This window comes from Peribacillus sp. NPDC097284 (assembly GCF_044761765.1).
Classification (GTDB): domain Bacteria; phylum Bacillota; class Bacilli; order Bacillales; family DSM-1321; genus Peribacillus.
Window position 1 is genome coordinate 91,952 of record NZ_JBIWCZ010000002.1, and the last position, 21,139, is coordinate 113,090.

Annotated in this window: 23 protein-coding genes, 3 riboswitches and 1 other annotated feature; of the genes, 10 read left to right on the forward strand and 13 right to left on the reverse strand. The window is 39.7% G+C overall.

Features of this window, described 5'->3' with window-relative positions; genetic code table 11:
* Window positions 1-10 precede the first annotated feature (10 nt).
* Window positions 11-583 (forward strand): YdcF family protein, encoded by a 573-nt coding sequence (locus ACIQXU_RS06185; RefSeq protein WP_402987560.1) that lies wholly within the window; start codon window positions 11-13, stop codon window positions 581-583.
* 56 nt (window positions 584-639) lie between these two features.
* Here ACIQXU_RS06185 and ACIQXU_RS06190 read toward each other — a convergent pair whose 3' ends face one another.
* Window positions 640-900 carry a hypothetical protein gene (locus tag ACIQXU_RS06190; protein WP_402867884.1) on the reverse strand — a complete coding sequence of 87 codons (261 nt, stop codon included), beginning with the start codon at window positions 898-900 and terminating at the stop codon, window positions 640-642.
* A 322-nt stretch (window positions 901-1,222) separates the two neighbouring features.
* Here ACIQXU_RS06190 and cspC point away from each other — a divergent pair, with 322 nt between their 5' ends.
* Entirely contained in the window at window positions 1,223-1,423 is a 201-nt protein-coding gene (gene cspC / locus ACIQXU_RS06195; RefSeq protein ID WP_010331195.1) for a cold shock protein CspC, read from the forward strand.
* A 135-nt stretch (window positions 1,424-1,558) separates the two neighbouring features.
* On the opposite strand, the gene ACIQXU_RS06200 is transcribed toward cspC, so the two are convergent.
* The gene (locus ACIQXU_RS06200) at window positions 1,559-1,726 is read right to left on the reverse strand and encodes a hypothetical protein (RefSeq protein ID WP_402955962.1); all 168 of its coding nucleotides are present in this window, start codon (window positions 1,724-1,726) and stop codon (window positions 1,559-1,561) included.
* Window positions 1,727-2,028: 302 nt separating this feature from the next.
* Window positions 2,029-2,250 (forward strand) — a binding site (T-box leader).
* Between the two features lie 81 nt (window positions 2,251-2,331).
* Between ACIQXU_RS06200 and ACIQXU_RS06205 the strand changes: the two genes are divergently transcribed.
* Complete coding sequence (locus ACIQXU_RS06205; RefSeq protein ID WP_402987564.1) at window positions 2,332-3,693, forward strand: sodium-dependent transporter; 1,362 nt, start codon at window positions 2,332-2,334, stop codon at window positions 3,691-3,693.
* Window positions 3,694-4,154: 461 nt separating this feature from the next.
* Complete coding sequence (locus tag ACIQXU_RS06210) at window positions 4,155-5,255, forward strand: type I restriction endonuclease (RefSeq protein ID WP_402987568.1); 1,101 nt, start codon at window positions 4,155-4,157, stop codon at window positions 5,253-5,255.
* Window positions 5,256-5,402: 147 nt separating this feature from the next.
* Here ACIQXU_RS06210 and ACIQXU_RS06215 read toward each other — a convergent pair whose 3' ends face one another.
* From ACIQXU_RS06215 to ACIQXU_RS06225, 3 genes are all read right to left on the reverse strand, one after another.
* A complete protein-coding gene (locus tag ACIQXU_RS06215; RefSeq protein ID WP_402987572.1) occupies window positions 5,403-6,635 on the reverse strand; it encodes an aminopeptidase in 1,233 nt (410 codons plus the stop codon).
* Between the two features lie 173 nt (window positions 6,636-6,808).
* Window positions 6,809-7,372, reverse strand: a complete 564-nt coding sequence (locus ACIQXU_RS06220; RefSeq protein ID WP_402987575.1) for an FAD-dependent oxidoreductase — start codon at window positions 7,370-7,372, stop codon at window positions 6,809-6,811.
* 155 nt (window positions 7,373-7,527) lie between these two features.
* Window positions 7,528-9,015, reverse strand: coding sequence for an aldehyde dehydrogenase family protein (locus ACIQXU_RS06225; RefSeq protein ID WP_402987578.1), 1,488 nt, complete (start codon window positions 9,013-9,015; stop codon window positions 7,528-7,530).
* Between the two features lie 284 nt (window positions 9,016-9,299).
* Here ACIQXU_RS06225 and ACIQXU_RS06230 point away from each other — a divergent pair, with 284 nt between their 5' ends.
* Window positions 9,300-10,505, forward strand: coding sequence for an MFS transporter (locus ACIQXU_RS06230; protein WP_402867890.1), 1,206 nt, complete (start codon window positions 9,300-9,302; stop codon window positions 10,503-10,505).
* A gap of 38 nt (window positions 10,506-10,543) precedes the next feature.
* On the opposite strand, the gene thiE is transcribed toward ACIQXU_RS06230, so the two are convergent.
* The 5 genes from thiE to tenA are packed head-to-tail and all read right to left on the reverse strand — an operon-like array spanning window position 10,544 to window position 13,970.
* Window positions 10,544-11,179, reverse strand: coding sequence for a thiamine phosphate synthase (gene thiE, locus ACIQXU_RS06235; RefSeq protein WP_402987581.1), 636 nt, complete (start codon window positions 11,177-11,179; stop codon window positions 10,544-10,546).
* Window positions 11,160-11,975, reverse strand: a complete 816-nt coding sequence (gene thiM, locus ACIQXU_RS06240) for a hydroxyethylthiazole kinase (RefSeq protein ID WP_402955992.1) — start codon at window positions 11,973-11,975, stop codon at window positions 11,160-11,162. The genes thiE and thiM overlap by 20 nt, the downstream gene beginning before the upstream one ends.
* Window positions 11,972-12,778: a bifunctional hydroxymethylpyrimidine kinase/phosphomethylpyrimidine kinase gene (gene thiD / locus ACIQXU_RS06245; RefSeq protein WP_402987584.1), complete on the reverse strand. Its 807-nt coding sequence runs from the start codon at window positions 12,776-12,778 to the stop codon at window positions 11,972-11,974. Before thiD ends, thiM begins: the two co-directional genes overlap by 4 nt.
* A complete protein-coding gene (gene thiW, locus ACIQXU_RS06250) occupies window positions 12,747-13,280 on the reverse strand; it encodes an energy coupling factor transporter S component ThiW (RefSeq protein WP_402987587.1) in 534 nt (177 codons plus the stop codon). The genes thiD and thiW overlap by 32 nt, the downstream gene beginning before the upstream one ends.
* The gene (tenA, locus tag ACIQXU_RS06255; protein ID WP_402987590.1) at window positions 13,281-13,970 is read right to left on the reverse strand and encodes a thiaminase II; all 690 of its coding nucleotides are present in this window, start codon (window positions 13,968-13,970) and stop codon (window positions 13,281-13,283) included. It lies immediately after the preceding gene.
* Between the two features lie 105 nt (window positions 13,971-14,075).
* Window positions 14,076-14,168: riboswitch (TPP riboswitch) on the reverse strand.
* Between the two features lie 68 nt (window positions 14,169-14,236).
* Window positions 14,237-14,342: riboswitch (TPP riboswitch) on the reverse strand.
* 304 nt (window positions 14,343-14,646) lie between these two features.
* Window positions 14,647-14,750, forward strand: a riboswitch (SAM riboswitch).
* Window positions 14,751-14,847: 97 nt separating this feature from the next.
* Here tenA and ACIQXU_RS06260 point away from each other — a divergent pair.
* Both ACIQXU_RS06260 and ACIQXU_RS06265 read left to right on the forward strand, forming a co-directional pair.
* Complete coding sequence (locus tag ACIQXU_RS06260; protein ID WP_402987593.1) at window positions 14,848-15,111, forward strand: Fur-regulated basic protein FbpA; 264 nt, start codon at window positions 14,848-14,850, stop codon at window positions 15,109-15,111.
* A gap of 217 nt (window positions 15,112-15,328) precedes the next feature.
* Window positions 15,329-15,514, forward strand: coding sequence for a Spo0E family sporulation regulatory protein-aspartic acid phosphatase (locus tag ACIQXU_RS06265; protein WP_402987596.1), 186 nt, complete (start codon window positions 15,329-15,331; stop codon window positions 15,512-15,514).
* A gap of 55 nt (window positions 15,515-15,569) precedes the next feature.
* Here ACIQXU_RS06265 and ACIQXU_RS06270 read toward each other — a convergent pair whose 3' ends face one another.
* Window positions 15,570-16,079, reverse strand: coding sequence for a GNAT family N-acetyltransferase (locus ACIQXU_RS06270; protein ID WP_402868553.1), 510 nt, complete (start codon window positions 16,077-16,079; stop codon window positions 15,570-15,572).
* A 157-nt stretch (window positions 16,080-16,236) separates the two neighbouring features.
* On the opposite strand from ACIQXU_RS06270, the gene ACIQXU_RS06275 reads away from it, so the two are divergent.
* The gene (locus ACIQXU_RS06275; RefSeq protein ID WP_402867898.1) at window positions 16,237-16,935 is read left to right on the forward strand and encodes a DUF459 domain-containing protein; all 699 of its coding nucleotides are present in this window, start codon (window positions 16,237-16,239) and stop codon (window positions 16,933-16,935) included.
* Window positions 16,936-17,010: 75 nt separating this feature from the next.
* Here ACIQXU_RS06275 and ACIQXU_RS06280 read toward each other — a convergent pair whose 3' ends face one another.
* The gene (locus tag ACIQXU_RS06280; RefSeq protein WP_402987599.1) at window positions 17,011-18,828 is read right to left on the reverse strand and encodes an ABC transporter ATP-binding protein; all 1,818 of its coding nucleotides are present in this window, start codon (window positions 18,826-18,828) and stop codon (window positions 17,011-17,013) included.
* 184 nt (window positions 18,829-19,012) lie between these two features.
* Here ACIQXU_RS06280 and ACIQXU_RS06285 point away from each other — a divergent pair, with 184 nt between their 5' ends.
* Complete coding sequence (locus tag ACIQXU_RS06285; protein WP_402987603.1) at window positions 19,013-19,510, forward strand: DinB family protein; 498 nt, start codon at window positions 19,013-19,015, stop codon at window positions 19,508-19,510.
* A 166-nt stretch (window positions 19,511-19,676) separates the two neighbouring features.
* The gene (locus tag ACIQXU_RS06290; protein ID WP_402987606.1) at window positions 19,677-20,219 is read left to right on the forward strand and encodes an acyl-CoA thioesterase; all 543 of its coding nucleotides are present in this window, start codon (window positions 19,677-19,679) and stop codon (window positions 20,217-20,219) included.
* Between the two features lie 30 nt (window positions 20,220-20,249).
* Here the strand turns inward: ACIQXU_RS06290 and ACIQXU_RS06295 are convergent, their stop codons facing one another.
* On the reverse strand, window positions 20,250-20,885 hold the full coding sequence (locus ACIQXU_RS06295) for a Bax inhibitor-1/YccA family protein (RefSeq protein ID WP_402987609.1): 636 nt from the start codon (window positions 20,883-20,885) through the stop codon (window positions 20,250-20,252).
* Window positions 20,886-21,139: the final 254 nt, after the last annotated feature.

Genomic DNA, 21,139 nt, shown 5'->3' on the forward strand with positions numbered 1-21,139 from the left:
GAGCGGTACTATGAAAAAGGGGATAAAGCTTGGCGGTATGGGTATGGTCGTGCTGCTCGTATACTTTGGAATCTTACATATGAAGATCATGGAAAGCAGCCATCAGCCAATCCCTGAAGATGCGGGATACCTTATCGTTTTAGGAGCAAGAGTAAAAGGGAATGTTCCATCTTTATCATTACAATACCGGATTGATAAGGCAGCAGACTATTTAAAATCGAATGGAAGTACGGTGGCCATCGTCTCTGGTGGCAGAGGTCCTGGAGAAGACATTTCAGAAGCCGAGGCAATGAAACAAGGGCTTATCAACCAGGGAATTGAAGAAGGAAGAATCATCATGGAGGACGAATCTACATCAACCAGTGAAAATATTGCTTTCTCGAAAGAGTTCATTCCGGATCCTTCATCGATTGGATTGATTGTGTCGAATGATTTTCATCTTTATCGAGCCGTGAAAATGGCTGAAAGAGAAGGATTGAAAGTGACAGGGGTTCCTGCAAAGACGCCGCGAATCGCTTTAGTGAAATCATATATCCGTGAATACTTGGCCATAACAAAGTACTATTTGACCCAACTGTTTTGAGACGTTCATTCAATATTTATGAAATGCCCCCTCGTGAAAAGGTGGGCATTTCAAATTCACTCGACTTCCACTACTATATTAGGCACCTCCCAGAACTCATTCTCTTGATAGATTTGTTCAATCGTCTTATAAACAGGGTATCCAATATAGGAAACCTCAACTTTTTCTTCAGCATCGACTTCTTCTATATCTATATCATCAACAAAACCAAGTTGATCATCGATCTCCATTAAATAAAAGCCAAGCGCTTCATAATCGCTACTGGCGGCAATGACCTTACTATCGAATCCTCTATTCGAGACCTTATAATATTTCATTAATAAACCTCCTATGTTGTTTAATCTGTACGAAAGTAAAAGAACGGTTTCTTATACTCTGATATACCCCTAATTAAAAATCTAAATCATATAATTGGAAAAATTATGAAAAGCAAAAGAGCGGGCAATCTCTTCATAATTATTTGCTAGTGGCCTTTTATGAAATAACAAATTTAATTTCTCTGCAGCGTAGTTGCTATTTTTATCGTTTCGTGTTATTCTAATAAAGAATTGTTTTTGGTAATGAAAAAAGGTATTAGTATCTTCTTGAAAAATCAAAAATAGTAATACAATGTGTGTTATGCACTAGGAGGCAACAAAAATGGAACAAGGTACAGTTAAATGGTTTAATGCAGAAAAAGGTTTTGGATTTATCGAACGTGAAAACGGAGACGACGTATTCGTACATTTCTCAGCTATCCAAAGCGAAGGTTTCAAATCTTTAGACGAAGGTCAAAAAGTAACTTTTGACGTTGAGCAAGGTGCTCGTGGAGCTCAAGCAGCTAACGTTCAAAAAGCTTAATTTTAAAACTAAATCGTAACCTATATGAACAGACTCCCCTAGGGGAGTCTGTTCTTTGTTGTCGCCGTTTATACATAAAAAAACCTTACTCCATTGAAGAGTAAGGAAATCATTGCATACAAAAAAAGTGAAAGCTTATGCTTTCTCCAGTTCTTCTTCAAAGAAGAATGTTGTTGGATGTTCTTTGACTGTATAAGAATATCTTTTCATGTTTTTTACATATGCCCATTTACTAATTGTAACTAATTCATCAGTTTCAAGGATCGTTACGGTTTCGCCACTATTGTATTTATTACTTTTCAATTTATGCACCCTCTTTACTAATAGTATAACATATTTCACGATAAAAAATGTGTCCAAGATATTCCAAAGGGGCCATAAATGGAAAGAATCCTTATATTCATGTAGATTATGAATAACTTTATTATTTTATTCGAAGTAATTCATTCTTCCAAAACTCATATAATTATGCTGTAATAATAGATCTTCGCCGCGATGATGAAGGGAATGAGATGTGAGAAGAATCCCTCTTGTATAGTCTAAATATTTAAATAATGATTGACCTATAAGAGTTATCGTACTATAATCTTGTTAATTAACATATCGAGCGAGCGACGAAAAGAAACCCATTAAGCCGGTCTCCCTGTTATATAGAGAATCAGTGGTTGGTGAAAACTGATACAAAGACTAGGTGAATTTCATTCTTGGAGCTTTTTTTATACTGCAAAAGAGAAAGTGGTATAAAACGGGTTAAACCGTTATTTTAACAAGTGGGAAACAGTATTGTTTCCAATTAGGGTGGTACCGCGTGAAGCCACGTCCCTATCGTTACAGATAGAGACGTGGCTTTTTTTGTCTTTGATTTGTTTTTAGGGAACCATAATAAAAAGGGATAAGGAAGGGTTAGCATGCAAACAACAGAGCAATGGTCATCGAAGATTGGTTTTATTTTATCCGCAGCAGGATCGGCGATAGGGGTAGGTGCCATATGGAAGCTCCCATATGTTACTGGGATGAGTGGGGGAGGGGCATTCTTTCTTCTTTTTATTTTATTCTCTTTGTTTATGGGTTTTCCCTTATTATTGGCTGAGTTCATTATAGGCAGGAGCACACAAAAGGAAGCCATCAGTGCATATCGTAGTTTAGCTCCCAACAGCAACTGGCATTGGATTGGAAGATTAGGGGTATTCACCTGTTTTCTTCTACTATCTTTCTATAGCGTAATTGGTGGATGGATTGTCATCTATTTCGGCAAAGGTCTGTTTGGTGGAATAATTAGTGAGGGTGCAGATTATGGTTCTGTCTTTAACGGGACGATCGGCAATCCGTTGTTGGTCCTTGCAGCTCAATTTATCTTCTTAGCCTTTACAGTTTTGGTTGTAGCGAAAGGAATTCAAAATGGGATCGAAAAAGTGAGTAAAATATTGATGCCTGCTTTATTTCTGCTTTTTATTGTTTTGATCATTCGCTCACTTACATTAGATAACGCTCTGGAAGGTGTCAAATTCTTTCTAGCACCTGATTTTTCTAGCATGACTTCTCAAAGTGTCCTGTTTGCGATGGGCCAGGCTTTCTTCTCCTTAAGTGTTGGAGTGTCGGTCATGGTGACTTATAGTTCATACCTTTCAAAAAAGGAAAGCTTAATCCAACCAGCCATATCCATCGTCGCGATGAATTTATTGATTGCCTTATTAGCAGGATTGGCCATTTTCCCAGCTGTATTTTCACTAGGATTAGAGCCAGCTGAAGGGCCGGGTTTACTGTTCGTTGTATTGCCTGCGGTGTTTGACCAAATCGTATTTGGAGAAGTTTTCTTATTAGGGTTTTTAGCATTATTCCTATTCGCCACTTTAACGTCGGCCTTCTCCATGTTGGAAATTATCGTGGCAGCCATCGTTAAAGGAAAAGAGGAGATGAGAACCAAATATGCCTATTTCATTGGCATTTTAATCTTTGCAGTAGGCATTCCCTCTGCATTATCCTATAGTACTTTTTCTGATATCTTAATCTTCTCGAAGAACTTGTTCGATTCAGCCGATTATTTAGTCAGCAACATATTAATGCCACTCGGAGTACTATTAATCTCGATCTTCGTTTCATATAAGATTAAGAAAAGCACCTTGAGAGAGGAACTATTACAGCATTCACGCCTAGGCGCCCAAGCATTTAATATATGGTTCTTTATCATGAGGTTCATCATTCCTCTGGTAATTATCATCGTGTTTCTTGATGTGACTGGGATACTTGATAGGGTAGTGGGGCTCTTCTAATGGGATTGAGGTTATAGAAAGCCACCTATTGGACAGTAAATGGATTTGCGTAAATGATTAAGGTAGTATTTTACGTATAAAATAATAGCCACGTGCATCTTAGCACGTGGCTATTAAGCTTGATGTTTAAAATTTATTTATAGGCAATAAATTTTTGTTATCATACTAAAAGGAAAATAAAAGTACTATTAAGCCGATTAGATAAGACGATTAGACTTTTAAAACTCTAAAAATTTTCCTTGCCCTTCTAGCGATTAAATTACATGATCTAGGTACTTATTTTGTATCTTGGCAAACTCTTAATACAAGATTTCTTTTCAAACTTTACAAATAGTCACTTTTTCTAGGATCAGAGATATAAATATTTTTTACAGATTAGTATAATTTTGCTTGTTATATAGCATATTATATTAAAAATGGGGGTACGAATATAGCAAACTTTTAAAAATGGGGGTAGGAATATGGAAACCTTTATACAACAAATTAAAGCGCTATCAAGTAGGATAGAACGAATAAAGGATAACATTCAAACTGAGGAAGCAACAAAAACCTCATTAATAATGCCATTAATACAAGCATTAGGATATGATATTTTTAACCCCGAGGAATTAGTACCAGAATTCATAGCTGACGTTGGAATAAAAAAAGGTGAAAAAATTGATTACGCCATAATCGAAAACGGACACCCTGTTATTTTAGTTGAAGCAAAATGTGTGCATGAAAAACTACATAAACATGATTCGCAATTATTTAGGTATTTTGGAACTACTAAAGCTAAGTTTGCAATCTTGACCAATGGTGTTGAATATAAGTTCTTCACCGATTTAGAAGAACCTAATAAAATGGATGACAAACCATTCTTTATATTTAATTTACATGAAGTAAGAGAGAATCATCTTCTGGAGTTAGCCAAATTTAGAAAAAACTTTTTCAATATAGAAAATGTATTAACTACTGCCTCCGAATTAAAATATACAAATGAAATTAAGAATTTTTTAACTCAACAATGGGAGGAACCAAATGAAGAGTTTATCAAATTTGTATTAAATGATGTTTATCAAGGTGTAAAGACAAAAAAAGTAATCGAAAATTTTCGGGAAATAGTAAAAAAATCCCTTAATCAATTCGTCAATGATAAAGTAAATGATAAGCTTCAAAAAGCTTTAAGTTCAACTGATGGAAATGAGTTGAATACGACGGAAAAAATAAATGACGATATAGCACCAACAAACGAAGAAGAGCTAATTGATGAACTGGAAAAAGTAGTAGATGGACCTGTGATTGTGACAACCGAAGAAGAAATAGAGGGATATGTTTTAATAAAACTTATGCTTAAGGAAAACCTAGATGCAAATAGAGTTTACTATAGAGATAATAAAAGTTATTTTAATGTTTTACTGGATGATAATATCCGTAAATGGATTTGTAGATTAGGTTTTAATACTAGTAATAAGTATATCCAATTAAATGATGAATTAAAAACTACCCATAAATTAGATAGTGTAAACGATATTTTATTATATAAAAATGAAATATTAAGGGTTACCGAACAATTTAACTAATAGGTAAAAATAGTTAGTCATTGGATGAATTTATAATTAAACAAATATAGCCACGTGACTATAAACACGTGGCTAATGAATTTTGTTCTAAAAAATGTGAAATCCAAAGTTTTGAAACCTTGAAAATCCTCTATAACAACACTCCACTTAAAACGCCCAATCCCCATTACGGAAGACAGGTTCTGAAGTTCCGTCAGGAAGGATGCCGTCGATGTTCATTTTATCCGAACCAATCATGAAATCAACATGGGTTAGACTTTCGTTCAGACCATGTTCCGCCAGTTCCTCGGGGCTCATGTTTTTTCCACCTTCAAGACAGAATGCATAAGAGCTTCCGATTGCTAAGTGGTTGGATGCATTTTCATCGAATAATGTATTGAAAAATAATACGTTTGATTGGGAAATGGGCGAATTGAATGGGACTAGTGCCACTTCTCCTAGATAGTGTGATCCTTCATCCGTATCGACCAATTGTTTCAAGATTTCTTCGCCTTTTTCAGCCTTCACTTCTGTGATCCGGCCTTCCTTGAATGTCACGGAGAAATTATCGATAATATTGCCGCCGTAACTAAGTGGCTTTGTGCTTGAAACCGTTCCATTGACACCATTTTTCAGTGGAACCGTGAACACTTCTTCCGTTGGCATGTTAGCCATGAATTCATGTCCTTGCTCATTGATGCTGCCAGCTCCGCACCAAAGATGTTTCTCAGGCAATTCGATGGTTAAATCCGTACCTGGTGCTGTGTAGTGCAATTTCTGGTAATGCTTTTCATTTAAATAATCCACTTTTTCATGAAGCGTGTCGTCGTGTTTTTTCCAAGCCTCGACAGGTTCTTTTACATCAACCCGGACTGCTTTAAAGATCGCTTCCCAGAGTGCATCGATGCGTTTCTCTTCAGCTACTTCAGGGAAGACTTTATCAGCCCAAGCTTGTGAAGGGACTGCGACAATGGACCAACTCACTTTATCGGATTGCATATATTGACGCCATTTTTTCAGTGCGGTACCCGATGCCTTTTGGAAGTTGGCGATCCGCTCAGGTTTAACATTCTTCAAAAGGTCAGGACTTGAGGAGATGACCGATAGAAAAGCTGCGCCATTTTCAGCAAGCTCGATCGTTTCTTTTGCCCGCCATTCTGGATACTCGTTAAATACTTCAGCGGGGGCCATTTCATATTTTGTGCGACCGACAATATCATCATTCCAGTTAACGATGACATTACGTGCTCCGTTTTCATAAGCCTTTTTAACGATGAGCCGAACAAGTTCAGCTCCTTCTAAGGTTGTGTTTAAAACGAGGGTTTGTCCCTTCTGGATATTGACCCCGACTTTAACGGCCAGTTCTGCGTATTTTTCTAAATTGGTTTGAAATTCATTCATCTTTTAAAACTTCCTTTCTCTTATCTACAGTTTAATTGTATCGATAGTTTCTGAAAAAAGAAACTTTTTACACATATGTATCATAAAACGTGGGGGTTCAAATAAATCCGATAAAAAAATAGAGGAGGATGGAAAAGCTGAGTGCAGGGACTCAGCTTCTGTGAACACTCTCATTATTTTTTCAGTACATCATGGTCTACATAACGTTCCCCGTTGATTTCACTTAATAGGTTAATAGCCACTCTGGCTCCGTCCCCGGCTGTAACGATAGTATGAACGCTCACGCCTGCACCAGCGCCAGCGGCCCAAATTCCTTCTACAGATGTTTTCCCAAGTGAATCCACGTCATACACTTTTTTAGTGCGCGGCTCTATGCCGTCTTTTGTTGTGACTCCCGCTTCTTCGGCTAGATTAGTGATCATTCCCGTCGCGAGGATGATGTAAGTAGCTTCAATAAGGCCGTTTTCCGTTTCGATTGTAAATCCTTGTTCCGTTTTTTCGATGCCTGTAACTTTCGTTTCGATATGTTCAGCACCGAATTTCTTTGCCTGTTGAATTCCGATATGGACTAAGTCAGGTCCAGAGATTTCATCCACACCATAATGGTTTTCCATCCAGGCTTTTTTTGTGATACTTGCATTACTGTCGAGAATGACTGTCTTTTTTCCTGCCTTGGCCGTGAAGATGGCGGCACTTCCGCCAGCAGGTCCGGCACCGATAATGGCAATTTCATACATAGGAATAATCCTCCTTTTTCTCTACCTTGATTCTATCAAACGTACATAGGAAAAGGCTATTGAAATGATTTGAGAATAATCACAATAGTAAAATATATTAAAAGGGTGCAAAAAGCATGGAAGAGAGGGTCCCGGAAGACCCTCTCTTTTAAAAATTATTTGTCTAGGTTAATCCAGACGCTTTTAACTTCAGTATAATTATCAAGTGCATAGGAACCCATTTCCCGTCCGATTCCGGATTGCTTATAACCACCGAATGGGGAGGCTGCATCAAATGCATTATAACAGTTTACCCAGACAGTACCGGCACGTAACTTTCCTGCTACATAATGGGCGTTAGCTAGATCGCTTGTCCATAAACCGGCAGCCAACCCATATTCACTTGCATTTGCCCGGTTGATTACATCATCTATATTCTCATACGGCATGGCAGCAATGACTGGACCAAATATTTCTTCTTTGGCAATGGTCATTTCCTCTTCTACACCGGCAAAGATCGTTGGTGAAACAAAGTAGCCTTCATCGCTAGGATTGTTTCCTCCTACCAATATTTCTGCACCTTCTTTTTTTCCTTTTTCAATGTAACCAAGAACTCGATTCTGCTGTTCTTGGGAAACGAGTGGCCCGATTTGTGTATTAGGATCCAATCCGGCTCCTTGTTTGATCTTTTTAGCGTGACTTGTCATATCAGCCACGACATTATCATAGTGTTTCTTTTGTATATAAACCCGGGAGCCGGCACAGCATACCTGACCCTGATTAAACATGACGCCATTTAAAGCTCCAGGAATGGCTTTGGAGAAGTCGGCATCTGGAAGGATGATGTTAGGTGATTTTCCTCCAAGTTCCAGTGTCACGCGCTTCAATGAATAGGAAGCAGAACGCATGATCATTTTCCCTACTTCAGTAGAACCGGTGAAGGCAATCTTATCAACTTCAGGATGATCGACAAGGGCTTGACCAGCAGTTTCACCGAATCCAGGGACGATATTGACGACACCGTCAGGGAAGCCGGCTTCCGCGATTAGCTCTGCTAAATAAAGGGCAGATAATGGTGTTTGCTCGGCAGGTTTCAAAATGACCGTGCAGCCAGTCGCAAGAGCGGCTCCAAGTTTCCACATCGCCATAAGAAGCGGGAAGTTCCAAGGGATGATTTGACCGACGACGCCTACAGCCTCATGTTTTGTATAGTTGAAGTAATTTCCATTTACCGGAATGGTCTGTCCGACGATTTTAGTCGACCAGCCAGCAAAATATCTCATATGCTCAATGGCTAGAGGGATATCCGCATTTGTTGTTTCACTGATGGGCTTTCCATTGTCCAGTGTTTCTAATTGCGCTAATTCTGTTTTATTTTCTTCCATTAAATCTGCTAGTTTATACATCAACCTGCTACGGTTAGCGGCGCTCATCTTGGACCATGGGCCTTCATCGAATGCTTTTCTTGCGGCTTTAACGGCTAAATTGATATCTTCTTTATCCGCTTCATATACATCTGCGAGTTTCTTGCCTGTTGCGGGGTTGGGAGTGGTAAAGGTCTTCTTCGAGGCACTTTCTACGAATTTTCCATTAATATAGAGCTTTTTAGGACCTTTTAAAAACTTGTCCAGCTTTCCACTTACTTCTAACGTTAGATTGGTCATTGTTTCCCTCCTGAATATAATGATTATATTGGGCAAAACATGATGACTTAATTGATAACGCTTTCATATGCCAATATTTATCATAAAATAAATAGATGAAATATTCAATCATTACTATTCGACATTTTATTCTTAAATGAAAAAAGGCTTGAAATCAACGTTTTTTCTATTTGAGTAAAGAAAAGTGTCAAGACAGTTGTAAATACTATGGCGAAAAGGAAAATTAATAGGTAATATTAAATAGGAGAATATATTGGTAAGCGATCAGATTATAGGAGGTTTATATGGAAAACAATGCGAAAGTGATATCGCAGCGTAAACTGCTGGGTGTCGCTGGTTTTGGATGGATGTTTGATGCACTGGATGTGGGGATGCTTTCTTTTATCATCGTTGCATTGAAACAGGATTGGAATTTAACGAGCCAACAGGTCGGTTGGATCGGAAGTATCAATTCTATCGGGATGGCAGTAGGGGCGATTCTCTTTGGAGCGATGGCAGACCGGGTTGGCAGAAAGAATGTCTTTATCATAACCTTATTATTATTTTCAATTGCGAGCGGTCTGTCTGCAGCCGTCAGTACGCTTAGTTTATTCCTGATTTTGCGTTTCTTGATAGGGATGGGGCTCGGGGGAGAGCTACCCGTTGCTTCAACACTCGTTTCTGAAAGCGTCGAGGCAAGTAAAAGGGGACGTGTTGTGGTACTCCTTGAAAGTTTCTGGGCGGTCGGCTGGTTGTTGGCGGCGCTCATCTCTTATTTCATCATTCCTGTATACGGATGGCGTGTGGCTTTGTTATTAAGTGCGGTTCCGGCATTATATGCTCTATATCTACGTTTGAAATTACCCGATTCTCCTAAATATACGGAGCTTGAAAAGAAACAGAGACCGTCTGTGCTGAACAACATGAAAATGGTCTGGCAAAAAGGGCACGCACGTCAGACACTTGTTTTATGGATTCTTTGGTTTTGTGTGGTCTTTTCCTATTACGGCATGTTTTTATGGTTACCAAGTGTCATGGTCATGAAGGGCTTCAGCATGATTCAGAGTTTTGAATATGTATTGATCATGACGTTAGCCCAATTGCCTGGTTATTTCTCTGCTGCGTGGTTGATAGAGAAGATGGGGCGTAAGTTCGTATTGATTACATATTTAATAGGAACGGCAGGTAGTGCATTTTTCTTTGGCTCCGCTGAAGGCTTATCACTCTTGATCGTATCCGGCATGTTCCTATCGTTTTTCAACTTAGGTGCATGGGGGGCGCTTTATGCGTATACACCTGAACAGTATCCAACCGTCATTCGTGGAACCGGGACGGGGTTAGCAGCTGGAGTCGGACGCGTCGGGGGCATTTTGGGGCCGTTGCTTGTCGGGTATCTAGTTGCTGGAGATACACCGATATCGACCATCTTCACGATTTTCACCATCGCAATTTTAATTGGTGCTGTTGCTGTGGCATTTGGAAAAGAAACTAAGAATACCATTCTTTCATAAAGGAAGGAGGATGACTCGAAATGAGCATCCTCCTTCTATTAATTAGTGAATCTTTTTATAGTGTATGAAAGGAGTGTAGCCGCGTCCATTGGATTTTTTGCCTGTGTAATGGCAGAGACGACCGCAGCACCGGCAATTCCACTTTTAGAAAGCCTTTTGATATTATCCGCTGTAATCCCACCGATCGCAACGGCAGGAATCGAGGTACTGTGACAAATTCTCTCCAGTTCCCCTTTTTTCAAAGCAGTTGCGTCTTGTTTCGTTTTTGTCGGGAATACAGAGCCAACACCAATATAGTCAGCGCCATTGTTTTCAGCTTCAAGGGCCTCCTCCAAGGTAGAGACGGATACTCCAATGATCATATTGTCAGGAACAAGGGTCTTGATGATGGGAAGAGGAAGGTCATCCTGCCCAACATGAATTCCATCCGCTCCTACAGCAAGCGCAATATCCACGCGGTCATTAATGATTAACGGAATCGAAAGTTCATCAAGGACCCCTTTTAATAGAGAAGCTTTTTGATAAAAAGTAAGGGAAGATGCCTGCTTTTCTCTAAGTTGGACGGCCGTAACTCCGCCTGATACCGCCTCGGTGATGATAGTGGTCATGTCCTCGACGGCTAATGATTCTTCCGTGACTAAATAAAGGCTCAAATCAAATGGCACTTTCTTCATGCATTTTCACCTCGTATTTCCATATGGAATCATTCATTCCTGAGATGGCATCAATAATCCGTGTCCGGTATGTCCCTGTGCCATCATTTTTTTCAAGGGTTCTGGCAGCAAGCTCACCAGAGATGCTCATGGTTGAAATTCCTGCGATAGCAGCTGAATAGTAATCCTCCGTAATTCCGCAGAAGACCCCAATCAAGGCCGTCGACATACAGCCGGTGCCGGTCACCTTTGTTAAAAGAGGGTTTCCATTATCGATGATGGACGTACGTGAAGAGTCACTAACGGCATCCTTGGCTCCACTCACGACGACAACACTCTTCAGTTTTCTAGCAGCACGTAGGGATAGTTCTGCATTACTCATGGAAAGCGGTCCTGAATCGACCCCTCGCGTTACGATATCGCCTCCCATTAGCCGATGGACTTCACTTGCATTGCCGCGAATAATCTGGACAGTCATTGAATCGAGCAGTTCCATCGCTTTCTCTGTTCGGTAAGGGGTGGAACCGACGCCCACAGGATCTAAAATTACGGGTATATGGCAATCGTTCGCTGTTTTCCCGGCAATCGCCATCGCCTCCAAGGAAACATCATCCAGTGTACCTAAGTTAATCACCAGTGCTTGTGCCAGTTTGACCATGTCCGCCACTTCTTTTGGATTGGAAGTCATAACGGGAGAACCACCAATTGCCAGGGTAGCGTTGGCACAATCATTTGCAGTAACAAAGTTGGTGATTTGGTGGACGAGTGGTTGTTTTTTTCTCACTCTGCCAAATAAGTCTGCAACGGATGTATTCATGTGAAATCACTCCGTTCCTTTTTATAAAATTGATGGAAATGGTGAACGGGTCCGTGTCCCTTACCGAGTTCTAAGCTATTTCGTATCGCTTCAGAAATATAGATTTTCGCTTGTTCAATGGACGTCGCTAAAGGAAGTCCATTAGCAAGATTAGATGCAATGGCAGAGGAAAGGGTACAGCCAGTTCCATGCGTATTTTTCGTATGAATGCGTTCACCCTTGATCCAAGAGAACTCCTTGCCATCATAAAAGAGGTCATTTGGATTTCCTGCTGCATGTCCTCCTTTCAGTAAAACAGCCTTCGGACCCAGTTCCAGAATAGCGGTACATGCCTTATAAAAGTCCTGCTTCGTCCGGATCGGGAATCCGGTAATGACCTCTGCTTCAGGTATATTGGGCGTGACAAGTGTAGCAAGTGGAAGTAAATCAGTTTTTAACGACGAAACGGCCCTCTCATCTAACAGATGGTGTCCACTTTTGGAAATCATGACAGGATCAAGGACGACGATAGCCGGTTTAAATAATTTTAGCGAATGGGCGACGGTTTCGACCGTCTCCTTTGATCCAAGCATCCCTATTTTTACTGCGTCGACACGAATGTCTTCAAATACGGCCGCAATTTGATCGGTGATCACAGGGAGATCGATGGGCTGTACAGATCGAACTTCCAAGGTATTCTGTGCCGTAACGGCGGTGATAACAGACATGCCATAAACCCGATGGGCCGAAAATGTTTTTAAATCAGCTTGGATGCCGGCTCCGCCCCCAGAGTCAGATCCGGCGATCGTTAGTGCCCTTTTCATAAAAAAACCCCTTCATATAATGATTTTTTAAGAGAACTTTCAATAAAAGAAAGCCTATAATTGCGCCCGTTAAAGAACTAAGAAGAAAAGCTGGCAGAAAACCAAAAAGTGCCGCTTTTTTTCCCAATAATAAAAGCGCGATCGGATAACAGGCGATGGATCCGAGAATGCCTGTCCCCACTATTTCTCCCAAGCAGGCGTGTCCCATCCTTCTTGTTTTTTGGTAGAGGAAGGCCGCCAGCAGGGCACCAACCATGCTGCCCGGAAATGCAAAAATGGAACCTGTACCTGTCATGTTCCTGATAAGGGATACTAAAAAGGCCTGGGTCACAGCAAAAAGCGGCCCCAACATAACGGCTGTCATGACGTTGGTTACATGTTGAATAGGAAACACCTTCGCAAAACCAACAGGGATGTAAACGAATGAGCTAGTCAGGGTAGTGATGGCCGTGAACAAGCTAGTCAACGTCATTTTCCGTAACGAGTTACCAGTATCTAGCATTCAAAGAGGCCAATCCTGTTCGTTGTGAACCATGTCCCAAAATAAATATTCATATCGGGAGGTCATTAAAAAGTGTTTCTCTAATCTTTTCAATTCCCTTTCAGGCATATCTTCCGTCAGTTCGTCTAACAGCTTGGCCAACCATTTGTGCGCATCTGCGAATTCGGGGGATGCATACGATTGAATCCAAGCGATATAACGATTTGTTTCTAGTGCTGTACCATTTTGTTCTTTTAATATCGAGCCAATTTCATAGTAATCCCAGGCACAAGGAAGTAAGCAGGCAATAAGATCGGCTAGAGTTCCATGTTGGGCGGCATTAAGCATATAACCTGTATAGGCAAGGGTAGTAGGGGTTGGTTCGGTATTTTCCAATTCCTCAGAACTAATTCCGAATTCCTTGCAGTAGCTCCTATGCAAATCCATTTCTACCTGTAGAGTCTCATTTAAAATACCAGCAAATTTGGTCATGATCTCAAGGTTAGTGGCCTTGATGCTCCCTAAGGCAAAAAGCTTGGCATAATCGATAAGATAGATATAGTCCTGCTTTAAGTAATAGGCGAATTTTTTTTCTGATAGTGTCCCGTCTCCAATTGCTTGAACGAAAGGATGAGTATGATTCTTTTTCCAAATTTCTTTTGAACGTTCGTGAAGTCTAGCACTGAAAGTTTTCATTTGGGTTTTCGTCATGATTTTTCCCCCTTATAATTCATTCACATACAAAGGAGGGGAGTGTCCAAAAATGAAGAACAGCCGCTTTCATATAGAAAGCGGCTGTTCTAGGAATGTACGAATCCCTTTTTCAACCTGCTTTCCTCCGCTGGTATGACCAGATCAGGTACAAAGGGTTTGATTCTCAGCCTATTAATGGCTCCCCTAGCAGTTTATTATTCAATTAAACGAAAAACCCGTTCCTGAAAACGGAACGGGCCAGATGGATGAAGTCAAATATACGACGACGATATCATCCACTTTCCTCCGCCGGCATCACCCGGATCAGGTTCAAAGGGTCCGGAACATCATTCCATCTCAGTCTTATAGAAGACTCCCCTAGTGGTATTTCGTATGTGATTATTGTCATCATATCAGATAAAAAGGAAATTGCAACCTTTGAATTCAATAGAATTTTATGAGTATTTTGTGGCGTGAAAGGGGTAGTAGGATAAAATCCCCATTGGCAAATGGAGCATCCCTAACCCACGGTCAATTGGAGGGAAATATTGTTATTAGCAAAATAGGGATATGGTCTTACCTTGTGCTAAAAGGGCACACGGAAAAATAATATAAAAATTAAAAATTATTTGAATGCAATTGACTTATCCTTGCAAGTGGGATAAAATCATGTCAAAATCATTTATATTCTGTATTCTTATCCAGAGAGGTGGAGGGACTTGGCCCTATGAAACCTCGGCAACAGACCCATCGGGGAACTGTGCTTCTTCCAACAAGCAATCGCTTGGAAGATAAGAAGAGACGAACGGACCTCTGTCGACCTCTTCTTGGATTAGAAGGGGTTTTTATTTTTGTCAAATAGGGTTTAAGAATCCCTACAACAGGTATATATATTTTGGCTTTAGCAAAGCCTATAAGATTAGGGGCATTATATGTGGAAAATATGAATAAAAGGAAAGGGGCCATTCATATGGCAGAGTTTTTCGAGAAAAAAGAACAGAGGAGAGCATTGTTGATAGAAGAACTATTATCAAATGGTGTATACAAAACCTCTGATGAAAAGCATCTCTATGATGCTCCATTAAAAGCTCTTGAAGATGAATATAAGATTGTTATAGATAAATCAGGTAATGAGTCACCTCCAGAGTGCATGACTTAGTTAACCTATAGTGAACAATCAAAGAGAAAAAGCATTTGCTGTGTAAAGGCAAATGCTTTTTCTCTTTGAACTGACATAAAAAGTACAAAACAGAAAAATATAATGGGTATTTTGTCACATTTCACTAGTGAAATAACATATTTAAAACATGTAAAATGATTGATTTCGCCTAGTGCTTTGGTTATGATAAATATGTAAAATAATTGAAAAATAGGAAGTGGTTATATTGCAGCCTCCTCACATAACAACAGTTGAAAAAATTGAAGAAAAACGAAAAGAAATGATCATGTTAGCAAAAAATTATGGTTTGACAAGCAGGATGACCATTCAAGCAAGTCAAGAGTTGGATTCTTTATTGAATGCGGTCACACATATAAAATTCCTGGGAGTTTGTCGCGAATAATCAGTACATCCCACCAGACCATTCAAATCCAGGCAATCGCCTGTTGCAATGGAAGTCATGTAGTGACACGTTTACCAAGAATGACCAAATCGCGTTCCACTCCATCGAGTTCTGCTATTTTCGGTAAATGCGCCCATTTTTCAAAACCAAATTTTGAAAAAAGCTTAATACTTGGTGCATTGTGTGCGAAAATAAATCCAAGAAGTGTCTTAATCCCTATCTTCGGACTCACCTCTATAGCCTTTTGGATTGAAAGTTGTCCAATTCCTTTCCCACGGAACTCCTCATCTATATAGATGCTAATTTCAGCGGTAAAATCATATGCGGGTCTACCATAAAAAGATTGAAAACTCATCCATCCAGCTGTTTTTCCATCATGTATGATCATATATAATGGCCGTTTGAGAATATGATGTTCTTCAAACCATTTGAGCCGTGATTCTACTGTAACTGGTTCTGTATCCGCAGTAACCATCCTCGAAGGTACTGTAGAATTGTAAATTTCAATAATTTTAGGCAAATCCTCAAATACTGCTTCCCTGAATTCTGTAAACTCCTTCATCATTAAGCTCCAATCCATTTATTATGGCATTCCAATCACCAGTACAGGTGCATCATGCAATTTAATTTTAATTAAGTTATTCAAATGTTAGGCTTGTCCTCTTTTTGGGTATTTAAAAATAAAATACTTCCTAGTGAATACAAAAGGAGAAGCAAAACAAATGAAGAAAATCGTTGGCTTATTTTTTATTGTACTTGTTATTTGTTTAGTTGCCTATGCGTTTCAGGCAGTAGATGCGAAAAACGATCAAAGAGTCATGGCATTTGGAGATTCTTTGACTTATGGAAAGGGCGATAAAGAAGGGGAAGGATATATTGATGACTTGAAACATAAAACGAATGATTCCGATTCAGAAAAAGTCCAATTCTGGAATTATGGTATTAAAGGTCAGGAAACGGACGGTGTCATTAAACAGCTCGAAGATCTTGAGATTAACACAAAATTGGATAAGGCTGACACATTTATCGTCTATATCGGAATCAATGATTTAATTAACAGTAATGGTGGAAACTTAAAAAAAATCAATGATCAAAAGATAAATGATGAAAAGAAAGAGTATGTACAACATTTAGATAAAATTCTTTCTGAGCTTCTAAAGAAAAATAATAAAGCTGATATCTTGGTGATAGGGTTATATAACCCCAATAAAGACGACTTGAAATTAGAAAACCATATTAGTGATTATAATCATTCGATTCAAAAGATGGTGGACAAGGATAGTAGACTAAAGTATATCCCTACCAACGATTTATTCGAAAACAAAGATAAAAAAGCATACTTCAGTGATGAAATTCATCCAAATGAAGAAGGCTATCAGCTTATAACCAATCGAATCTTAGATAAATATGATTTTAAATAAGAACGATAAAAGGGCATGGAGACTTGATTTCCATGCCCTTTTAGGTTTATTTATCGGGGGCGGATTTCTGGTTGGTTATGTTTCTGATGGTGCCTCCGCCTGTGGAAACTGTAAGTCATGGAGCTGCCGATAGCGACCATTATTTAGTAGCAGTTGTTCGTGCGTTCCATTTTCTTGAATTACCCCTTTTTCAAGAACGACAATTTGATCTGCCTTTTGAACGGTTGATAACCGATGGGCAATGACGATTGAAGTCCGGTTCTCTAATAGGTTGGATAACGCTTCCTGAATCAGATGTTCGGATTCCGTGTCGAGCGATGCCGTCGCCTCATCGAGAATGATGATTTGGGGATTCTTCAAAAGGGCCCTGGCGATGGCAATCCGTTGCTTTTGGCCACCAGAAAGTTTGACCCCACGTTCTCCGATTTGTGAGTCATATCCTTTTGGGAACGTCTTGATGAAATCATGAGCATATGCCGCCTTAGCCACTTCGATAATTTCCTCGTCCGTTGCGTCGAGTTTACCATAGGTTATATTATCGCGGATGGTCCCGGTAAACAAAATGATGTCTTGCGAAACAACCCCCATTTGGCTCCGTAAAGATTTGAGGGTGAGATCACGAATATCATGGCCATCCATTTTTATTGTCCCTTGTTGGGGGTCATAGAAACGAATTAAAAGGCTGGTAATCGTTGATTTCCCTGCCCCGGATGAGCCGACAAGAGCGGTTACCTGTCCTGCTTTTATCATCAGGTTAAGATTTCGGAGTACTGGTACCCCCTCGACATAAGCGAAATCAATTCCTTGAAATTCGATTTGTTTCGTGATTTTGGGAACATTAATTGCTGTCTTTTTGTCCTGGATTCCAGGTTGTGTCTCCATTATTTCGGTAATCCGTTCAAAAGCTGCAGCCGATTGTTGCACGATACTGATTACACGGCTGAAATTACGGATTGGACTTTGCAGAAGCCTGAGATAAGCCAGGAATGCCACGATTAATCCAATCGTAAATTCTCCCTGCATCACTTGCCAGGCACCAAATACAATCACGGCGATCAGACCTAAATTATTCATTAAATCTATGAGCGGGCCAAACATGGACCTCAGTCGAACTGATTTGATGTTTGCTACCGTATTCTCATGATTTCGGTCCGCGAATCGTTTTGATTCAAATTCTTCATTTGTGAAGGATTGGATGAGCCGTATGCCGGAAAGGGAATCCTGCAGCTGATTGCTGACATCGCCGGCCGAACTTTGCACGCTTCTAAATGAGAGGCGGATTCGTTTACCAAATACACGTGTCAGATAGAACATGAACGGAAAGGTAATGAGAAGGACCACGGTCAGTTTCCAATTGATGAACAGCATATAGATTGCGATGGCAAAGAAGGTGACCGTATCTGTAATAACTTGTAGCATGCTTGATGAGATGAGTTGTTGAAGCAAGTTCACATCATTCATGAGTCGTGACATTAAATCGCCCGTTCTATTTTTATCAAAGAATTTCATATCCAATTTTTGAATATGGTCATACATCTCATTTCGTAAATTCATGATCGCTTTTTGCCCCACTTTAGATACGATATAGCCGTTTAGATAGTTAAGTAAAGTTAACAATATCGCGGCAATGAGGATACCTATGCCTACCCAAATCAAGGATCCATATTCTTTCCCTGGTATGACATCATCAATCGTATATTGTGTAAGTTGTGGAATGGAGAATTCAAGCATGGAAATGAAAATCATTATGCATATGATCATACTTGAAAATTCCCATCTGGATGGAATACGATTGAATATTTGTTTGAACATTGACCGAATGCTTCCTTTTGATGGTGTTGCTGTCATGGTGCTACGACCCTTGTGGCTGAAAGGGATATGTCCCCCGCTCATATTTAATCACTCCTATGGTAAATTGAAAGTTGTTTTTGAATGTAAAAAAACCTTTATGATTATCATAGAGGTTTTAAAAAAATAGACAACTTTCGAGCGGCTTTTCTTTAATAAAGAACCTTATATTTTACAACTTATCCCTTAGGTGGAATAATTATAAAAAAGTGAATAAGGAGCTGGTAGAGTGGAAGAAAACACAAAAATCAGGGAAGAACTTCTCCAGGCAGTGAACGGGTTATCGGATGAACAGGTAAATGCACATCCCGAAGATGGACGTTGGAGCATCATTCAGGTATTGGAGCATCTATTTCTAATGGAGAGGGCGGTAACAAAAGGAATTGCCGATACACTGGCAAGTGACGAGAGCAATCGAGTAGATGATAAACCGATCCAGTATACATTAAATCGTGACGTAAAAGTGGACGCGCCTCCATTTGTCATTCCGTCAGAGAAGTTCCAAACATTAGCTGAAGTAAAAGCTAAGCTCGCCTCTTCACGTAAGGCATTGGAAAAGGTAATCTCCCAAGTGAAGGAGAATGACTTGGAAGAGAAGTCATTCCCACATCCCTTGTTTAAAGATTTAAGTTTGAAGCAGTGGATTCCGTTTGTCGGTTTGCATGAGAAACGGCATTTATTGCAAATTGAAGAGTTGAAGGCCAAACTAAAAAAACTCAGCCAATAGGTTGAGTTTTTTTTATATATGTATTGATTTAGGAAAGAATATATAAGCAGTACTTACCTATTGAGAGATGAGAAAAATATGGGTAATAATCATGATTATTGCTTTAACGCGCAAAATTCGTTAAAGTGAACTAGTGAGAAAATGGACATAAAGGAGTGCAGTCACCATGGAAGAAATAAAACATTGCTCGGACTCTTTGGTTATAAAAACGAGTCTAGTTCTACCACCTGATACAAATAATATCGGTACAATGTTTGGTGGGAAATTAATGGCTTACATTGATGACGTTGCGGCCATTTCTGCCATGCGCCATGCTAGAAGTAATGTCGTTACGGCATCGACCGATTCTGTCGATTTCCTACATCCCATTCATGAAGGAAATGCAGTATGCCTAGAAAGCTTCGTTACGTATACGGGTAGGACATCTATGGAAATTATCGTAAAAGTGGTTGCCGAGGACTTACTTACTGGAGAACGTAATCTATGCGTTATTTCCTTTTTGACCTTTGTTGCCATCGATGAGAACGGAAAACCTATTCCAGTTCCCCGCTTGGTTCCGGAGACTGAGATGGAGAAGAACTTGAATGAATCTGCCAAACACCGGGCAGACGTTAGGAAAAAAAGAAGAGATGATACACAATTCATCGCAAGCACATTTGGTGTGAAATTGCCTTGGACTGAAAAATCAGAACCAGGGTTATATAAATAAGTACGAAAAAACGGGCATTTGCCCGTTTTTTTAATCATTGCTTGATAATATACCGAAAAAGCGAAGGATGTTTATAAACAGGTTGATGAAATCAAGGTACAGATTCAATGCCATGAGCGGGACTTCTTCTGCCGTTACCCCATAGTGCTTCATGCGGTTGAAATCATATAGAACATATCCGCTGAAGACAAGAATGCCAATAAAGGAATAAACAAGCATTGCCATGGAACTTAACGGTGAGAATATATTAAAGATACTGATGGCGATTAGCGCTAGCAAGGCAGCAAAGAGGATTCCACTTAGAAAAGAAAGATCTCTCTTAGTGGTTGTTGCATATAGAGCTAACCCCCCAAAGACGACGGTTGTCGTCACTCCAGCCAAAATTACGACGTTAGCGCCTGCCAAAGCGAGATAGTGAGCGATGATGGGATAGGTGATCATTCCCGATATGAAAGTAAATACAAAAAGAAATGTATATCCAATTGCTTTTTTCCTTCTCAAGATAAAGGCTCCCATCAGCATGGCGATTTCCAAAATCGCCAAGGGAAGAAATAAGGCCGGGGGTATAAATGTTCCAGCAGCCATTCCTAAAACGGAAATCGCGAGTGATAGAGCAAATGTGCGCATAACAGAGGGCATATACGCATTAACGGTATGTGAATACATTCGGTCAACCTCCATATAATTATTACTACCCATTCTTACGAAAGATAAGGGGAAAGGTTTCACTTTATTACCCAAACCCTGCTAGAAAAAGCTACGCACCGTCCATTCATAAGGTGAGTCTTATCAGAATATAAATTTTCTGAAATATCAAAATATTCCAATTGGTTGATTAAGTGGAACTAATACATAAAAAATTTCAGTTTGAAGATAAGATAATTATTCATTATTTTTAAATAAAAAAATATCTTCATTCT